A 16,566-nucleotide genomic window follows, 5' to 3' on the forward strand; every position below is an offset into this window, starting at 1 on the left:
GGGTTGTGTGGTGTTTTCTGAAGAGGGAGAGAAGAAAACCCCCCCCCCCCCAAAACCCCCCCCCCCCCGCACTGGCCGGCGCGAAGCGGAGCGAGCCGCGCCAGCGGAGCTGGCGCCAGTTAGACCGGCGCGACGGGGTTGGGGAGCGCCCCGCCGAAGCGGCGGTCGCGCTGGGCGTACAGCTCGCAGGCGTACCAGAGGTGGCGGCGGTCGAAGTCGGGCCAGAGCACGTCGAGGTAGACGAGTTCGGCGTACGCGCTCTGCCAGAGCAGGAAGTTGGAGGTCCGCTGCTCACCGGAGGGGCGCAGGAAGAGGTCGACCTCGGGCACCTCGGGGTGGTAGAGGTACCGGGCGACCATCTTCTCGTTGACCTTCGCCGGGTCGATCCTGCCGGCGGCGACGTCGCGGGCGATGGCCGCCGCCGCGTCGGCGATCTCCGCCTGGCCGCCGTAGTTGACGCAGAACTGGAGCGTCAGTTTGGTGTTGTCGCGGGACATCTCCTCGGCGGTCTGGAGTTCGGAGATGACGCTCTTCCAGAGCCGACCGGCCCGCCCGGACCAGACCACCCGTACGCCGAGGTCGACGAGCTGGTCGCGGCGGCGCCGGATCACGTCCCGGTTGAAGCCCATCAGGAAGCGGACCTCGTCCGGTGAGCGCCGCCAGTTCTCGGTGGAGAAGGCGTACGCGGACAGGTACGGGATGCCGAGCTCGATCGCGCCCTCGATCGTGTCGAACAGGGAGAACTCGCCGGCCTCGTGTCCCTTGGTCCGGGGCAGGCCCCGGTCCTTGGCCCATCGTCCGTTGCCGTCCATCACCACGGCGACGTGCTTGGGCAGGACGTCCGCGGGCAGGGCCGGCGGACGGGCGCCGGACGGGTGCGGGGTGGGCGCGGTCGGTTGCCGACGTGCTCCGCGGGTCATGGATCGGATCACTGCGTTGTCTCCCCTTGCTCCGACCCGTACTCCGATGTCCCGGCCGGGTCGTTCCGATCGGTCCGGACGGGCCGGTCGTCTCGATCAACCAACGGCAGCGAGCGTAGCGCGCGTTCGAGATGCCATTGCAGGTGAGCGGCGACCAGGCCGCTGCATTCGCGCCGGTGGCTGACCTCGGTCGCGTCCGCCACCCGCCAGTCGCCGCTGGTGAGCGCGGACATCAGGTCGAGGGTGGCCGGGGCCGGGTGGGCGGCGCCGGGTGGCCGGCAGTCGGGGCAGACACAACCCCCGGCCGGTACGGAGAACGCCCGGTGCTGTCCGGGGGTGCCGCAGACGGCGCAGGCGACCAGGGCCGGTGCCCAGCCGGCGAGTGCCATCCCGCGCAGCAGGTACGCGTCGAGCACCAGACTGCTGGCGTGGGTCCCCTCGGCCAGCGCGCGCAGCGCGCCGAGGGTGAGTTGGAACAGCCGCAGCGAGGGTTCGCGTTCCACCGGGGTGAGTCGTTCGGCGGTTTCGGCGATGGCGCTGGCGGTGGTGTAGCGGGGATAGTCCTCAAGGAACCGGCGACCGTACAGGTCGATGCCCTCGACCTGGCTGACGGTGTGCAGCGGGCTGCCGATGTTGCCCTGCGGGTCACCGGCGAGTTGCAGGTCGACGTGGCCGAAGGGTTCGAGCCGGGCGCCGAAGCGGGAGCTGGTCCGGCGGACCCCTCGGGCGACCGCCCGCAGCCGGCCGTGCTTGCGGGTCAGCAGGGTGATGATCCGGTCGGATTCGCCGAGCTTCTGTACGCGCAGCACCACGGCGTCGTCGCGGTAGAGCTGTCTGCGGTACCCGGCCATCCGGCCATTCTCCCCTGCCCGGGGTCGGCCCCCGTGCACCCGGGTCGGGGCGGTGTGACCCTGAGTGGGTTCTCAGGGTCTTCTCCGGGGCGGATGCGTGGCTCCTCCCTGATGTCCGGGTGCCCCGTCCGCTCATAGCCTGATCCCTATGACCATGTTCCGGATCGGCACCGCCGTGGTGGCGGGCACGCTCACCCTGGGCATCCTGGCCGGTTGCGACGACCTGACGGTCGGGCAGCGGCGGCTCGACTTCGACCGCACCGAAAACGTCAAGATCACCAAGATCGTGGTGGCTCCGGGCTCCGGTGACGTGGTGGTGTCGACGGCGACGGTGGCCGACGTACGGATCAAGCGGGTGGTCCGTTACCGGGGCTCGGAGCCCGGCTCGACGTACGTGATCGAGGGCAGCGAGCTGCGGATCGACACCGACTGCGGCTCGCGCTGCGGTGTGTCGTACGAGATCGTCGCCCCGACCGGGGTGGCGGTCGGCGGTGAGAACGGTTCCGGCGATGTCGAGTTGACCGATGTCGGTGACGTCGACGTGAGGGTCGGCTCCGGTGACATCACCCTGACCGGTGCGACCGGCACGGTCCGGGCGCAGACCGGCTCGGGTGACATCGACCTCAGCCGGATCGGCACCGCAGCGACCGTACGCACCGGTTCGGGCTCGGTGAACGGCCACGGACTCGGCGGTACGGTCGACGCCACCACCGGTTCCGGTGACATCATCCTGGCGCTGGAGACGGCGGGGTCGGTGAACGCCCGCGCGTCCAGCGGCTCGATCGAGCTGACGGTGCCCGACGGGGCGTACCGGATCCGGTCGGCGACCTCGTCCGGCACCGCCCGGTCCCGGTTGACCGACGATCCCTCGGCCGTGAACCGACTGGACCTGGAGACCGGCAGCGGCGACATCACGATCACTTCCCGCTGATTCCGGGTCACCGGGTCACCGGGTCACCGGGTCACCGGGTCACCGGGTCACCGGGTCACCGCCGGGGGCGCCGCCCGAGGATCACACTGGCTGAGGATCACCGCCTGATTCGGTCGCGGTCCGCGGTCTCGGGTGGGCGGGCCGGGCCGCCCCGGTCGCCGGACCCCCGGCCGCTCGCAGGCCCGGTCCGCTGGGTGGGGATCGCCGGACGGGTGGGGCGAGCCGACCGGGGCGAGCCGACTGGGGCCGCCGGTGGAGCCGCAGCGGCCGCCGCATCCGAGGCCGCCGGGGTGGGCGGGATAGCCGGCTCGGCGGCCGGGGTGGGCGACGGTTCGGCGCCGGACGTGGTGCTACCGGCACCACGGGCCCGGTCCGGTTGTGGTCGGCCGGTCTTGCCGCCGGGCAGCAGGACGGTACGGCGACGCGCGGCCAGGTCCTCCATCCAGCCGAAGAGTCCGGTGGCCAACACGACCAGGGTGGTGACCACGACGAGCCGGACGGTGACACCGGTGAGGTCGGTCTGCTTCCACCCGGCGCGCGCCATCAGCGCGGTCAGGCCGATCACGATCGGCATGTGCCAGAGGTAGATGGTCAGTGCCCGCCGGTTGAGCACGGTCACCACCCGGCCGAAGATCTCGTTGCGGTCCACCCAGGCGGCGCCGGCCGGGGCGAGACCGAGCAGGAGCAGGGTGAAGCCGGCGGACCAGAGGCCGTTGCCGAGCCGGATGTCGTTCAGGTCGAAGCCGCGCGGCCCCGGATGGGTGAATATCCACGAGGCGCCGAGCGCGGCGAGCGTACCGGCGACCGGGATCAGCACCCGCCGGGAGATCCGCCGCAGCAGTCCGTCGTGGTGCGCGAAGCCGATCAGCCACGCTCCGAAGTAGAGCCCGAAGTCGCGGACCACGTTCGGCGCGGTCGGGAAGCCGAACTCGACCACCCCCAGCAACACGTACGGCGCCGCCAGGGTGGGCAGCGGGAAGCGCCGGAACAGCCAGAGGGCCAGCGGTGAGGCGAGCACGAACCAGAGATAGTCGCGCAGGTACCAGATGGCGCTGAGAGCGAGCGCGCCCCAGCCGTTGCTGGGCGGGTCGGCGAGCGGCGCGGCCCAGAACAGCAGTCGCCAGCTGACCGGCAGCCCGGTGAGCAGCATCGCCGGTACGAAGAACGCGGCGAGCAGCCAGAGCGACGGGAGCAGGCGGCGCAGCCGTCGGCCGACCGCCCCGACACCGCCGGTACGGTCGAGGGAGGCCGCCATCAGCGATCCGGCGAGTGCGAACATGACCGACATCGCGGGGAAGGCGATGGTCAGGAACGCCCAGCCGGTGGTGTGATAGACGACAACTCGGATGATTGCCAGAAAACGGAGGAGATCCACGTATCTGTTTCGCATCAGCCTGCATCTAAACCGGGGCGACAGGGGGTCGTACGTTTTCCTACCCTGCCGTTCCACCGTTCGAACGATGCACTGGGTGTCCCACAGGTGAACAATCCCATAGGATTCGGCTATATACCCCAGAAGTAATCAGGTGTATGTGGGTCACCATCGCCTGCTGCTCAACCGCGCAGTTCCATGTTGAGCCGTGCGGCCTGTCGCATGAGGTGGTCGCGTTCGGGGAGGTTCGGCGCCGATCGGGCGGCTTCGGCGTAGAGCCGGGCCGCGGTGAGCGGATCACCGTCGCGCTCGTGCAGGTACGCCGCGACGGCGGTGTAACGGGGCAGGTCGGGGGCGAGCCCCGCCAGCGCGGCCAGACCGGCTCGCGGACCGTCGGCCTCGCCGACCGCGACGGCCCGGTTGAGGCGGGCCACCGGACTGTCGGTGAGGCGCACCAGTTCGTCGTACCACTCGACGATCTGCACCCAGTCGGTCTCCTCGGCCGCCGGGGCGTCGGCGTGCAGCGCGGCGACGGCGGCCTGGGCCTGGAACTCGCCCAGGCGGTCGCGGGCGAGAGCGGTCTGGAGCACGTCGACGCCCTCGGCGATCAGGCCGGTGTCCCAACGGCTGCGGTCCTGCTCGGCCAGTGGCACGAGCCGGCCGTCGGGTCCGGTCCGGGCCGGGCGCCGGGCGTGGTGCAGCAGCATGAGCGCGAGCAGCCCCGCGACCTCCTCGTGGTTGGTCCGGACCGCCAGTTGGCGAGTGAGCCGGATCGCCTCGGCGGCGAGGTCGACGTCGCCGGAGTAGCCCTCGTTGAAAACCAGGTAGAGCACACGCAGCACCGTGGCGACATCGCCGGGCTGGTTGAACCGGACACCCGAGACGGTCCGCTTGGCCCGGCTGATCCGTTGGGCCATGGTCGCCTCCGGCACCAGGTACGCCCGGGCGATCTGCCGCGTGGTCAGGCCGCCGACCGCCCGGAGCGTGAGCGCGACGGCCGAAGCCGGTGTCAGGGACGGGTGCGCGCACAGGAAGTACAGCTGGAGCGTGTCGTCCGCCGGCTCGCCCTGGTCGGGCACGGGCACGGGCTCGCGCTCGACGACCGCCTCGCGCTGCCGTCGGGACGCGTCGGCGCGGGCGGCGTCGACGAACTTCCGCCACGCCACGGTGACCAGCCAGCCCTTGGGATCTCGCGGCGGGTCGTCCGGCCAGCCGCGTACGGCCTCGACCAGGGCGTCCTGCACCGCGTCCTCGGCCGCCGCGAAGTCGGCTCCGCGACGGACGAGGACGCCGATCACGGCGGGGGTGAGGCTCCGCAGCAGCGCCTCGTCCACCACCCGTCACTCCGTGACGGTCGGCAGCTCGGTCAGGAACGGGCGCAGTTCGAGCCACTCGTGGATCGGCTCACCACCGGCGCCCGGAGCCGCGGACAACTCGCCGGCCAGTTCGAGCGCCCGCTCGTAGGTCTCGACGTCGATCACCATCCAGCCGGCGATCAGGTCCTTGGTCTCCGCGAACGGCCCGTCTGTGACCGGCGGGCGCCCCTCGCCGCCTGAGCGGACGAACACACCCTCCGGGGACAGCGCCTGACCCTCGACGTACTCGCCCGTGCCCTCAAGCCGGGAGGCGAAATCCCGCATGTACTGCACGTGGGCCGAGACCTCCTCCGGCGTCCACTGGTCCATCGGTACGTCGTTGATCGGTGCCGGCGCACCCCGGTAGTGCTTGAGCAGCAGGTACCTGGCCATCATGTTCTCCTTCGTGCGGTGCGGTACGGCCGATCGCGGCCGCGTTTCACTCCGGGGGACCTACATCGACTGGTAGGGCGTGAAGAGACGGACCACGCCGCCGCCCAGATTCGCCCTGAGCTGCGCGCTCGGCTCACCGAGGAGTTCGCCGGAGACGGAGCCCGTCGCGAGGACTGCCTCCATCAGGTCGCCGATGTTCGCCGCGTGCTCGATCAGCGCTTCGGAGTCCCGGTACCGTTCGAGAACGATGCACTCGGACTGGTCGTCGTTGAAGTAGATCGCGTACTGCAGCGTTCCGGTGTCCCTGGTCCGTACGATCTCCATGCACTCGGCGGACAAGCGCTTGAAATCGTCGAGCCTGCCCTCGTGGAATCTGAACCGAGCGATGCCCTGAAGCTCACTCACCCTCGGCCCCCATCCTCCGGCGGTCCGTCACGGTGGTCCTCCCCCTTCGTCGCACGGCCCGTCATGGCCGTTCGGGTCCTGGGACGGAACCAGCGCCCGGTTCTCGACATCCGGAGGGTGCCGAATGTCGAGAACCTGCGTCGGGACGTCACCGCCACGCGGAGCCCAGACCGCCGAACGAGGATCCGCCGGATCCGGTTCGGCCCGACCCGGGGATGTCAGTCGTCGTAGTTCGGGACGGTGCCGAGCGGGTACGCGCAGAACGCCGCCCCCATCAGACCAGCGGTTTCCCGCTCGCCGGCCCGCTCCCGTACGGTCGCGGCGTAGCGTTCCGCGTCGTCGACGGGTTCGTACCCGATCTCCCGGCCCTCGGCCAGCGACCACCAGCGGCGGGTGTTGCGGCTGACTCCCCAGAGCACCCGGAAGCCGGTCGCCCCGGTCTCCAGGCAGGCCGAGACCAGTCGACCGCAGTCGTCCGGCGACAGCCACATGTCCAGGCCCCGCACCCCCGGCGGCTCCGGGAAACAGGCGCCGATCCGCAGCGCGAAGACGGTCATCCCGTACCGGTCGGCGTAGAGGCTGCCGAGCCCCTCGACTGCCGCCTTGGTCCAGCCGTAGTAGGTGTCCGGCCGGGGCGGGACGTCGGCCGGCACCCCGTCCGGGCCGGTCGGGGCGGGCACGCCCGGCGGCTCGGGGGTGCTGCCGGCCTGGCGGTAGAAACCCACGGCGTGCACCGACGAGGCCAGCACCACGCGGGCGACACCCGCCGCCCGCGCCGCCTCCAGCACCGTACGGGTGCCGTCCACGTTGGTCCGGAGCAGGTTCTCCCAGCTGTCCTCACCGGCCAGGGCGGCCAGGTGCACGATCGCGTCGACCCCGGCGCAGGCGGCGGCGAGTGCTGCCGGGTCGGTCAGGTCGGCACGGATCAGGCGGACCGCCTCGTCGGGCGCGGGCGGGGCCTGCTCGGCCAGGTCCAGCAGGCGCAGCGTCCGTCCCGGTACGGCCAGCCGGGGCCGGAGCAGCCGACCGATCCGGCCGGCCGACCCGGTGACGAGCACCTCCCGCGCCATGCCGGCCCTCCCGCCCGCCGCCGGTGTCAGAAGCCGAGTGTGCTCAGAAGCCGAGTTTGCGCAGCTGCCTCGGGTCCCGCTGCCAGTCCTTCGCGACCCGTACGTGCAGGTCGAGGTAGACCCGGCTGCCGAGCAGTTCCTCGATCTGCTGCCGGGCGCGGGTGCCGACGTCCTTGAGCCGGCTGGCCTGGTGACCGATCACGATCGCCTTCTGGCTGGGCCGTTCGACGTACACGTCGGCGTAGATCCGGATGAGTTTGTCCTCGGGGACCATCTCCTCGACCACCACGGCGATCGAGTGCGGCAGTTCGTCGCGGACGCCCTCCAGCGCCGCCTCCCGGATGAGCTCGGCGACCAGCACGTGTTCGGGCTCGTCGGTGAGCATGTCGTCGGGGTAGAGCTGCGGCGACGGCGGCAGGTAGCCGGTCATGACGTCGACCAGGACGTCGACCTGGTGGCCGGAGACCGCGCTGACCGGCACGACGGCGGCGAACTCGCCCATCTCGTTGACCGCGAGCAACTGCTCGGCCAGCCGCTTCTTGTCGACCAGGTCGGTCTTGGTGACCACGGCGACGACGCTGGCCTTCAGCTCGGCCAGCTCACCGGTGATGAACCGGTCGCCGCGCCCGACCGGCTCGTTCGCCGGCACGCAGAGGCCGATCACGTCGACCTCGCTCCAGGTCGAGCGGACCAGGTCGTTGAGGCGTTCGCCGAGCAGCGTCCGGGGCCGGTGCAGGCCGGGGGTGTCGACCAGGACGAGTTGTGCCTCCGGCCGGTGCAGGACGGCCCGGATCACATGCCGGGTGGTCTGCGGCTTGCTGGAGGTGATGGCGATCTTCTGGCCGACGATCGCGTTGGTCAGGGTGGACTTGCCGGCGTTCGGCCGTCCGACGAAACAGGCGAAACCAGCCCGGTACGGGGCTGCCCCGGTCCCGTCCGTCCGGGCCCCGCGCGGGGCCGCCGTCCGGCCGCTCACGCGAGCACCGTGCCGAGCAGGGTGCCGTTCGGGGCGGCCACGTGGATCGGCGCGTCGGCGGCGAGGTCGCGTACGGCGGCGTGTCCGGCACCGTCGAGCGTCGACGCCTCGGTGACGACGGCGGCGGCTTCCAGCCGGCTGGCTCCGGCGGCGGCTGCCGAGGCGACCGCCAACTGGAGGGCGGTGATGGTCAGCGAGGGCAGGGCGACACTGGCCGCGGCGTACGTCCTGCCGTCCTGGTCGCGTACGGCCGCTCCTTCCACCGCGCCGATCCGGGCGCGGGCGCCCCGGGCCAGGACGACCAGTTTGGCGTCCTCGGCGCTCAGCTCGGCGGGCTCGGCGGCGCCGATCAGCCCGGCCGGTGCGGCGGCGGATACGGCGGACGACTCAGGCATCAGCGGGTTGCCTCTCCTCGGTGCGGTCTTGGTTGTGCTTCTGGGTCTTGCCCTGTTCGGGGTTCTTGCGGGGTGCGGTGGTCCGGTGCTGCTCGCCACCGTCGGCCGGTTTCGCCGTTTCGTCATTGTCACCGACCCGGCTGACCAGGACCGAGTCGATCCGGTTGCGGCGGCCGGTGGTGCCCTCGGCGATCAGTCGCAGACCGCCGAGTTCGGCGGCGGCGCCGGGGATGGGCACCCGGCCGAGGGCCTGGGCGAGCAGGCCACCGACGGTTTCCACCTCGTCGGCGGGGAGTTCGACGTCGAAGAGTTCACCGAGGTCCTCGACCGGCAGCCGGGCGGTGACCCGTACGTCGCCGTCGTCGAGGCGTTGCACGGGCGGGCGTTCGACGTCGTACTCGTCGGTTATCTCGCCGACGATCTCCTCCAGGATGTCCTCGATGGTGACCAGGCCACCGGTGCCGCCGTACTCGTCGACGACGATCACCAGGTGGGTACGGGCGGCCTGCATCTCGGAGAGCAGGTCGTCGACCGGCTTGGACTCCGGTACGAAGGTCGCCTCGCGCATCAGCTCGGAGACCGGCAGCTCCTCGGCGGCCGGGTCGCCGCCCTGGGTGCGCCGGATCAGGTCCTTGAGGTAGAGCACACCGAGCACGTCGTCGACGCTCTCGCCGATCACCGGGATCCGGGAGAACCCGGAGCGGAGGAAGAGCAGCATCGCCTGCGGCGGCTTCTTGTGCGCCTCGATCCACACCATCTCGGTACGCGGCACCATCACCTCGCGGGCGATCGTGTCACCGAGGGCGAAGACCGAGTGGATCATCTGCCGTTCGCCGTGCTCGACCACGCCCCGCTGCTCGGCCAGGTCGACCAGTTCGCGCAGTTCGACCTGGGTGGCGAACGGGCCCTCGCGGAAGCCCCGGCCGGGGGTGACCGCGTTGCCGATCAGGATCAGCAGCGAGGCGAGCGGGTTCAGCGCCCGGCCCAGCCAACGGACCAGCGGCGCGCTGGCCCGGCCGACGGCGTACGCGTGCTGCCGGCCGATGGTGCGCGGCGCGACACCGACGACCACGAAGCTGACCACGGTCATCGCACCGGCGGTGACCAGGGCCGCCCGCCAGCCGGCACCGAAGGTGTCGACCGCGACCAGCGCGACCAGGGTGGTCGCGGTCAGTTCGCAGAGCAGTCGCAGCAACAGCAGCAGGTTGAGGTGCCGGACCGCGTCGGCGGCGACGATCTGGAGGGTACGGGCACCGCGTGCCCCGTCGCGGGCCAGTTCACCGGCACGGGCCGGGGAGATCGCGGCGAGCGCGGCCTCGGTCATCGCGAACAGTCCGGCGAGCACCACCAGGGCGGCGCCGAAGAAGAGCAGTTGCAGATCGGGCAGGCCGGCGGCGGTGGCGCCGGCGGCGGCTAAGTGATCGGGCATCACTGGGCTCGCGCTGCTCGCCAACCGGAGAGGAGTTTGGCCTGCAGCGCGAACATCTCGCGCTCCTCCTCCGGCTCCGCGTGGTCGTAACCGAGCAGGTGCAGGACACCGTGCACGGTGAGCAGGTGCAGCTCGTCGGCGGCCGAGTGGCCGGCGGTGGCCGCCTGCTTGGCCGCGACCTCGGGGCAGAGCACGATGTCGCCGAGCAACGCCGGCTCACCGCCGCTGACCTCGCCGGGGCCGTGGTCGACGCTGCCCTCGTCCATCGGGAAGGCGAGTACGTCGGTCGGCCCGTCGCCACCCATCCACCGGTGGTTCAGCTCGGCCATGTACTCGATGTCGACGAGCAGCACCGACAGCTCGGCGAGGGGGTTGACCCCCATCTCGTCCAGGGCGTAACGGGCGACGGCGAGCACCGCGTCGGTATCGACCTCGGCGCCCGACTCGTTGGCGATCTCGATGGACAACTGTTTCCCCTGCTGCTCTCTGTGTTCGCTGGTCTAGCGGCGCCGGCTGGCGCGGCCACCCTGGGCGGCACGGCCGGGTACGGCGTGCACGCCCTGGGCCTGCTCCGCCTCCCGCTCGGCATCCCACCGGGCGTAGGCGTCGACGATCTCCCCGACCAGTCGGTGACGTACGACGTCCGAGCTGGCGAGTTGGGCGAAGTGGACGTCCTCCACGTTCTGCAGGATGTCCCGGACCACCCGTAGGCCGCTGGTGGTGCCGCCGGGGAGGTCGACCTGGGTGATGTCACCGGTCACCACGATCCGCGAGCCGAAGCCCAGCCGGGTGAGGAACATCTTCATCTGCTCGGGCGTGGTGTTCTGCGCCTCGTCCAGGATGATGAACGCGTCGTTGAGGGTCCGACCCCGCATGTACGCCAGCGGCGCCACCTCGATCGTCCCGGCCTGCATCAGTTTCGGGATGGAGTCCGGGTCGAGCATGTCGTGCAGCGCGTCGTAGAGCGGGCGCAGGTAGGGGTCGATCTTCTCGAAGAGGGTGCCGGGCAGGAAGCCCAGCCGCTCCCCCGCCTCGACCGCCGGCCGGGTCAGGATGATCCGGTTGACCTGCTTGGCCTGGAGGGCCTGGACGGCCTTGGCCATCGCCAGGTAGGTCTTGCCGGTGCCGGCGGGGCCGATGCCGAAGACGATGGTGTGCCCGTCGATCGAGTCGACGTAGCGCTTCTGGCCGAGCGTCTTGGGCCGGATGGTGCGCCCGCGCCGGGACAGGATGTTGAGGGTGAGGACCTCGGCGGGCCGCTCGGCGCTGCCCTGTTCGAGCATGCCGACGGTACGCCGTACGGCGTCGACGGTCAGCGTCTCGCCCTTTTCGATCAACTCCAGCAGCTCGGTGAAGAGCCGCTCGGCGAGCGCGTTGTCGGCCGGGGCACCGGTGATGGTGATCTCGTTGCCGCGCACGTGCACGTCACTGTTGATCGAGCGCTCGACCAGGCGGAGAACCTCGTCTCCGGGTCCGAGCAGGTTAACCATGATCTGCGAGTCAGGAACGGTGATCCTGGTCTGCACCCGGGCCTGCCCGGGAGGTGGGGTACCGGTCATAGGTCGGGCCCGGCGGGCCCCACGCCACCTGCTCTCGATCTCATGGCCGCGCCCTGGTGGCGCAGCGTACGGACGACTTTCCCATCGTATCTGCTCAACGCCGTGGGAGCCCCGCCCATTTCCCCACCTGACGCCACACCCGGCGACGTCACCGGCTAGCGCCCGTCGACGGCCCGGAAGTCGAACCCGTCGAAGCCCTCCTGCGAGCGGGTGAACCGGTACGTCGCCCAGTGCATCCGGACCACCGTGCCCCGGTCGTCGCGGGTCAGCCGGAGCAGTTCGCCCGCCTCCCGCCCGGAGACCGTACGCAGCACGTCCGGCCGGTCCGGCAGCGGTGTGAAGATCGACGGTGGGCGGCCGGCGGGGTCGTCCGCGCCCCGCGCCTGGAGTGTCCCGTCCCGCCAGGAGAAGACGTACTCGTACCCCTCGCCCCACCAGCGGCCGAGCATGCCCCGGTAGTGCTCGGGGGCCGGTTCGCCCGGCGTCCAGGCGACGATGTCGGCCGGGTCGTCGGTGACGGCGGCGTCGAGCAGCCGGTGCGGCAGGTCCAGGATCGCGCTGGCGGTGCCGGAGGAGGCGAGCACGGCGGCACCCATCGCGCCGGGCGTACCGGGGCCGCCCCGACGGCCGTAGACGGCGGCCAGGAAGCCGGGCATGGCGCCGTCGTGCCCGACGTGCACCACCCGGCGCGGCCCGCCGGTGACCGGGTCCGGCTGCGGAACCATGATCAGCCCGAGGCCGAAGGTACGCCCCCAGAGCGTCTCGTCGGTGACCGTCAGCGGCCAGCGCATCTCGTCCAGGGTGGCGGACGCGAGCACCGCCCCGGCCGGGTCGACCGCCGCCGGGTCGGCCAGGAAGGCGGCCCAGCGCGCCATGTCCGGTGCGGTGCTCCAGAGCTGCGCCGCCGGGGCGACCGCGCCGAAGTCGGTGGCCGGCTCGGGGTGGGCGTGGTCGGAGTAGGTGTCGACCAGGAACCCGGTCGCGGCGGTCGGTGCCGGGGTGAGCGTGGTCGCGGAGAGGCCGAGCGGGTTCAGCACCCGGTCGGCCAGCACCTCGGCCCAGGTGCCGCCGCGCAGCCGGGCGACGGCGTGACCGAGCAGCGCCAGCCCGAGGTTGGAGTAGTGGTAGCGGCGGGCCGGCGGCAGCACCCGCTCGGCCCGGTCCAGCTCGGCCAGGAGCCCGTCCACCGAGGGTGCCTTCAGGGTGTCCCAGACGTCGCCGTACGGCTCGCGTTGCAACCCGGCGGTGTGCGAGAGCAGCCGGCGTACGGTCAGCTCGCCGTGCGCCGGCAGGTCCAGGTGGGCCCCGATCGGGTCGTCCAGGTCGAGCAGCCCCTCGTCGCGGGCCTGCAACACGAGTACGGCGGTGAAGGTCTTGGTCACCGAGCCGATCCGGAACGGGGTCTGCGGCCCGAGCGGGTTGTCGTTGCCGGTCCCGCCGACGGCGAGGGTCCAGAGCGGGCGGTCGGCCCGGTGCAGCGCCACCGAGAGGGCGGGTACCCGCTCCTGCGCCTGGACCTGCCGGGTCATCCGTGCCAGTCGCCGGCCCGCCTCGGTCATCGGCCCTCACCCTTCACCCAGGTATCAAGATCACGCTGATGATATCGGCGCACCGACCGGAACCGCACCAGCCAGGCGCCGGATACGACGGGTAGCGTGGAAAGCTGCGAACGATCACCCAGAGTTGACTTCGCCGCCTCGTCGAACTTTCCGGACCCCTCCCGCATCCAGGTCCCGGAAGAGGTGTGCGAGAAGAGGAGACAGGTGTGGTTTCGACCCCGGAGTCCGATACCGAGCTGGTCCGGGCCGCCCGGTCCGGCGATCCGACCGCGCTCGGCGTACTGCTGTCCCGGCACCGGGCCGGCATGCAGGCGGTGGCGCTGAGCCTGCTCGGGTACGGACCGGACGCCGAGGACGCCGTGCAGGACGCCTCGCTGGTGGCGCTGAGCCGGATCGGTGACCTGCGCGACCCGGCGGCCGTCGGTCCCTGGCTGCGGGCGATCGTGCGCAACAACGCCCGGATGCGACTGCGCCGGTCCCGTACGGTCCCGGTGGCGGATCTGGAGACACTGGCCCTGCCGGCGACCGACCCCACCCCGGAGGACCTGTTGGAGGGCCGGTCGATGCGGGACTGGGTCTGGCACGCCCTGGACCGTTTGTCCGAGCCCGTCCGCCTGGTGACGCTGCTGAGGTATTTCAGCGACGCATCGTCGTACGAGCAGATCGCCGCACTCTGCGGGGTGCCGGTCGGGACCGTACGCAGCCGGTTGAACCAGGCCCGGAGCAAGCTCGCCGCCGCCCTGGCCGAGACGGCGGACCTGGCCCACGACGACTCCGCCGCGCTGACCGCCGCCCGCCGCCGCGAAGCCGAGGAGGCGCTGGTGACGGCGGGCCGGGGCGATTTCGCCGACTTCGTCCGCGAGAACTGGTGGCCGGACGTCCAGTTCGTCACCCCCGACGGTCGACTGGCCGGCGGGCGGAAGTTCGCGGTGTGGGCGATGAACCGTGACCTGGCAGCCGGCGTACGGCAGCGCATCACCAACGTCGCCGCCAGCGGAAACGTGATGATCTGGGAGGCGGACCTGATCAGCCCACCGGACGACCCGACGCACTGCCCGCCCGCCGCCGTCTGGCTGCACACCCTGCGCGAGGGACGCACCGCCCGGATGCGACTGTTCCACCCGAGGCCGGCACTGGCCGCCGCCTGACCGGGGCGGTTCAACCGGCGGATCGAACTTTTCCACCGCTGCGGCATCTCGTAGGCGTCAGCTCACGCTCGCCTTCGTCAGGCGCCACGGCTCCGGGAGAGATTCCGCATGGGTTCCACCAGCACCGCCCTCACCGCCGGCACTCATGTTGTCGAGCTCGACGGCGTACGGCAGGTCTACCACGTCGCCGGCAGCGGACCGGTCTGCGTCGTGCACTCCGGCGGTCCGGGGATCGACTGGTCCTACCTGCGCGTGCCCACCCTCGAACAGCACCTGACCATGGTCTACCTGGAGCCGGTCGGCACCGGGGAGTCCGGTCGGCTCGCCGACCCGCGCGACTACCGCCTCGACACCTACGTCCGGTTCCTGCACGGGGTGGTCGAACACCTCGACCAGCAGCGGGTGTTCCTGCTCGGCCACTCGCACGGCGGGTTCGTCATCCAGCGCTACGCCCTGGCCCACCCGGACCGGGTCGCCGGCCTCGTCCTCTACGACACCTCACCGGTCACCGGCGCCGGCTTCTGGGCCGAGGCGATGGCCGGCGTGCGGCGCTTCGTCGAACAACACCCCGACCGCCCGGAGGCGGCCGACATCCCGCTGGCCTTCCAGGAGACCCCGGAGCAGCCGACCGACGACTGGGTCAGCGCCAAGCTGCGGCGGATCCTGCCGGTGTACTTCGCCGACTACTGGGGCCGGGAGGACGAGTGGGCGCCGTTCCGGGCCGGCGTACGCGGCTGGCTCGGCCCGCAACTCGGCGAGGAACCCACCCCGTTCGACGTACGCGACCGGCTCGGCGAGATCACCGTGCCGACCCTGGTCATCGTCGGTGCGTACGACTTCATCTGCGGCACCCGGTGGGCGACCATGCTGCACGACGGCATCGCCGGCTCGCGGCACGTCCTGCTCGCCGACAGCGGGCACTTCGGCCACCTCGAACAGCCGGAGGAGTTCACCCGCGCCGTCGTGGAGTTCGTCGGCTGAGCGTCGCAGTGTCGGCTGGCCCGGATCGGGGTCAGCCGGCGAACATCGGGCCGAGTGGGGCGCCGCCGAGCAGGTGCGCGTGGGCGTGGAAGACCTCCTGGCCGCCCCACGGCCCGGTGTTGAAGATCATCCGGAAGCCGTCCACGGTCAGCCCCTCGTGCTCTGCCACCGTCGCCGCCGTCTCCAGCACCGCACCCGCCAACGCCGGGTCGGCCTGGGCCAGGGTGGCGACGTCCACGAAGTGCTCCTTCGGGATCACCAGGACGTGCACCGGGGCCTTCGGCGAGATGTCCCGGAACGCGAGCGTCGTTTCGGTCTCCCGGACCACGGTCGCCGGGATCTCGCCGGCCACGATCCGGCAGAACAAGCAGTCAGTCTCCACGCCCGGCATGTTATGCCTCCGGGGGATGATGATGCGCGTGACAGGACGAGCGGTACTGGTGACCGGGGCCTCCCGGGGAGTCGGACGGGCGGTGGCGACCGCGTTCGCCGACAGCGGCGACAGGGTGGCGATCCACCACCGGGAGTCCGCCGAACTGGCCGAACAACTCGCGGCGGCCCTGCCCGGCACCGGGCACGTCGTGGTCCAGGCCGATCTGACCAACCCCGAAGCCGTACGCCGAATGGTGGACGACGCCGCCGCCCGGCTCGGCGGGCTCGACGTACTGGTCAACAGCGCCGGGCAGTCGACCCCGCACCCGATCACCGAGACCACGTACGAGCAGTGGCAGCAGCACTGGCGGCAGACGATCGACCTGAACCTGGTCGGCGCCGCCAACGTCACCTGGTGCGCGGTCCAGCACCTGCTCGCCGCCGGTGGCGGCCGGATCGTCAACGTCTCCTCGCGGGGCGCCTTCCGGGGGGAGCCGAACCATCCCGCGTACGGCGCCAGCAAGGCCGGGATGAACGCGCTCGGCCAGTCGCTGGCGGTGGCGCTGGCCCCGTACGGCATCGCGGTCGCGATGGTCGCGCCCGGCTTCGTGGAACCGGACCTGACCAACGAGCACATCAAGGCACCCCGCACCGAGGCGATGCGGGCACAGAGCCCGTTCAACCGGGTCGCCCGCCCCGAGGAGATCGCCACCGCCGTGCACTGGCTCGCCTCCCCCGAAGCCGAATGGGCCTCCGGCGCCATCCTCGACCTCAACGGCGCCTCGTACCTGCGCAGCTGAGCGGTGCGAATTCGCAGATCAGGGCGAAGCACCGGAACTCGCACCTACCC

Annotated in this window: 18 protein-coding genes; 4 read left to right on the forward strand and 14 right to left on the reverse strand. The window is 71.6% G+C overall.

From position 1 onward, the window contains the following. Window positions 1-119: 119 nt before the first annotated feature. A complete protein-coding gene (locus ACZ6QQ_RS34460; protein WP_465882051.1) occupies window positions 120-920 on the reverse strand; it encodes an isoprenyl transferase in 801 nt (266 codons plus the stop codon). Between the two features lie 8 nt (window positions 921-928). After that, window positions 929-1,771: a DNA repair protein RecO gene (gene recO, locus ACZ6QQ_RS34465; protein WP_465882053.1), complete on the reverse strand. Its 843-nt coding sequence runs from the start codon at window positions 1,769-1,771 to the stop codon at window positions 929-931. 148 nt (window positions 1,772-1,919) lie between these two features. Between recO and ACZ6QQ_RS34470 the strand changes: the two genes are divergently transcribed. Beyond that, a complete protein-coding gene (locus ACZ6QQ_RS34470; RefSeq protein ID WP_465882055.1) occupies window positions 1,920-2,702 on the forward strand; it encodes a DUF4097 family beta strand repeat-containing protein in 783 nt (260 codons plus the stop codon). Window positions 2,703-2,799: 97 nt separating this feature from the next. On the opposite strand, the gene ACZ6QQ_RS34475 is transcribed toward ACZ6QQ_RS34470, so the two are convergent. The 11 genes from ACZ6QQ_RS34475 to ACZ6QQ_RS34525 form a co-directional block, all read right to left on the reverse strand. Next, window positions 2,800-4,092 (reverse strand): acyltransferase family protein, encoded by a 1,293-nt coding sequence (locus ACZ6QQ_RS34475; RefSeq protein ID WP_465882057.1) that lies wholly within the window; start codon window positions 4,090-4,092, stop codon window positions 2,800-2,802. 164 nt (window positions 4,093-4,256) lie between these two features. Continuing rightward, window positions 4,257-5,408: an RNA polymerase sigma factor gene (locus ACZ6QQ_RS34480; RefSeq protein ID WP_465882146.1), complete on the reverse strand. Its 1,152-nt coding sequence runs from the start codon at window positions 5,406-5,408 to the stop codon at window positions 4,257-4,259. 6 nt (window positions 5,409-5,414) lie between these two features. Next, window positions 5,415-5,822 (reverse strand): YciI family protein, encoded by a 408-nt coding sequence (locus tag ACZ6QQ_RS34485; RefSeq protein ID WP_465882148.1) that lies wholly within the window; start codon window positions 5,820-5,822, stop codon window positions 5,415-5,417. 60 nt (window positions 5,823-5,882) lie between these two features. Then, on the reverse strand, window positions 5,883-6,227 hold the full coding sequence (locus tag ACZ6QQ_RS34490) for a putative quinol monooxygenase (protein ID WP_465882059.1): 345 nt from the start codon (window positions 6,225-6,227) through the stop codon (window positions 5,883-5,885). Between the two features lie 218 nt (window positions 6,228-6,445). Next, window positions 6,446-7,297, reverse strand: coding sequence for an NAD-dependent epimerase/dehydratase family protein (locus ACZ6QQ_RS34495; protein WP_465882061.1), 852 nt, complete (start codon window positions 7,295-7,297; stop codon window positions 6,446-6,448). 43 nt (window positions 7,298-7,340) lie between these two features. After that, window positions 7,341-8,273, reverse strand: a complete 933-nt coding sequence (era, locus tag ACZ6QQ_RS34500; RefSeq protein ID WP_465882063.1) for a GTPase Era — start codon at window positions 8,271-8,273, stop codon at window positions 7,341-7,343. Beyond that, window positions 8,270-8,668, reverse strand: coding sequence for a cytidine deaminase (locus ACZ6QQ_RS34505; protein WP_465882064.1), 399 nt, complete (start codon window positions 8,666-8,668; stop codon window positions 8,270-8,272). Before ACZ6QQ_RS34505 ends, era begins: the two co-directional genes overlap by 4 nt. Further along, complete coding sequence (locus tag ACZ6QQ_RS34510) at window positions 8,661-10,097, reverse strand: hemolysin family protein (RefSeq protein WP_465882066.1); 1,437 nt, start codon at window positions 10,095-10,097, stop codon at window positions 8,661-8,663. Before ACZ6QQ_RS34510 ends, ACZ6QQ_RS34505 begins: the two co-directional genes overlap by 8 nt. Then, window positions 10,097-10,564, reverse strand: coding sequence for an rRNA maturation RNase YbeY (gene ybeY, locus ACZ6QQ_RS34515; RefSeq protein ID WP_326556276.1), 468 nt, complete (start codon window positions 10,562-10,564; stop codon window positions 10,097-10,099). Before ybeY ends, ACZ6QQ_RS34510 begins: the two co-directional genes overlap by 1 nt. A 33-nt stretch (window positions 10,565-10,597) precedes the next feature. After that, the gene (locus tag ACZ6QQ_RS34520; protein WP_465882068.1) at window positions 10,598-11,656 is read right to left on the reverse strand and encodes a PhoH family protein; all 1,059 of its coding nucleotides are present in this window, start codon (window positions 11,654-11,656) and stop codon (window positions 10,598-10,600) included. A gap of 155 nt (window positions 11,657-11,811) precedes the next feature. Beyond that, complete coding sequence (locus tag ACZ6QQ_RS34525) at window positions 11,812-13,215, reverse strand: serine hydrolase domain-containing protein (protein WP_465882070.1); 1,404 nt, start codon at window positions 13,213-13,215, stop codon at window positions 11,812-11,814. A 206-nt stretch (window positions 13,216-13,421) separates the two neighbouring features. Between ACZ6QQ_RS34525 and ACZ6QQ_RS34530 the strand changes: the two genes are divergently transcribed. Together ACZ6QQ_RS34530 and ACZ6QQ_RS34535 are read left to right on the forward strand one after the other, a co-directional pair. Then, window positions 13,422-14,363: an RNA polymerase sigma factor gene (locus ACZ6QQ_RS34530; protein WP_465882071.1), complete on the forward strand. Its 942-nt coding sequence runs from the start codon at window positions 13,422-13,424 to the stop codon at window positions 14,361-14,363. Between the two features lie 108 nt (window positions 14,364-14,471). Then, window positions 14,472-15,344 (forward strand): alpha/beta fold hydrolase, encoded by an 873-nt coding sequence (locus ACZ6QQ_RS34535; protein WP_465882072.1) that lies wholly within the window; start codon window positions 14,472-14,474, stop codon window positions 15,342-15,344. A 31-nt stretch (window positions 15,345-15,375) separates the two neighbouring features. Here the strand turns inward: ACZ6QQ_RS34535 and ACZ6QQ_RS34540 are convergent, their stop codons facing one another. Continuing rightward, window positions 15,376-15,735 carry a histidine triad nucleotide-binding protein gene (locus tag ACZ6QQ_RS34540; protein WP_465882073.1) on the reverse strand — a complete coding sequence of 120 codons (360 nt, stop codon included), beginning with the start codon at window positions 15,733-15,735 and terminating at the stop codon, window positions 15,376-15,378. A gap of 22 nt (window positions 15,736-15,757) precedes the next feature. On the opposite strand from ACZ6QQ_RS34540, the gene ACZ6QQ_RS34545 reads away from it, so the two are divergent. Beyond that, window positions 15,758-16,516 carry an SDR family NAD(P)-dependent oxidoreductase gene (locus tag ACZ6QQ_RS34545; RefSeq protein WP_465882149.1) on the forward strand — a complete coding sequence of 253 codons (759 nt, stop codon included), beginning with the start codon at window positions 15,758-15,760 and terminating at the stop codon, window positions 16,514-16,516. Window positions 16,517-16,566: the final 50 nt, after the last annotated feature.

This window comes from Micromonospora sp. NPDC049529, assembly GCF_055586685.1.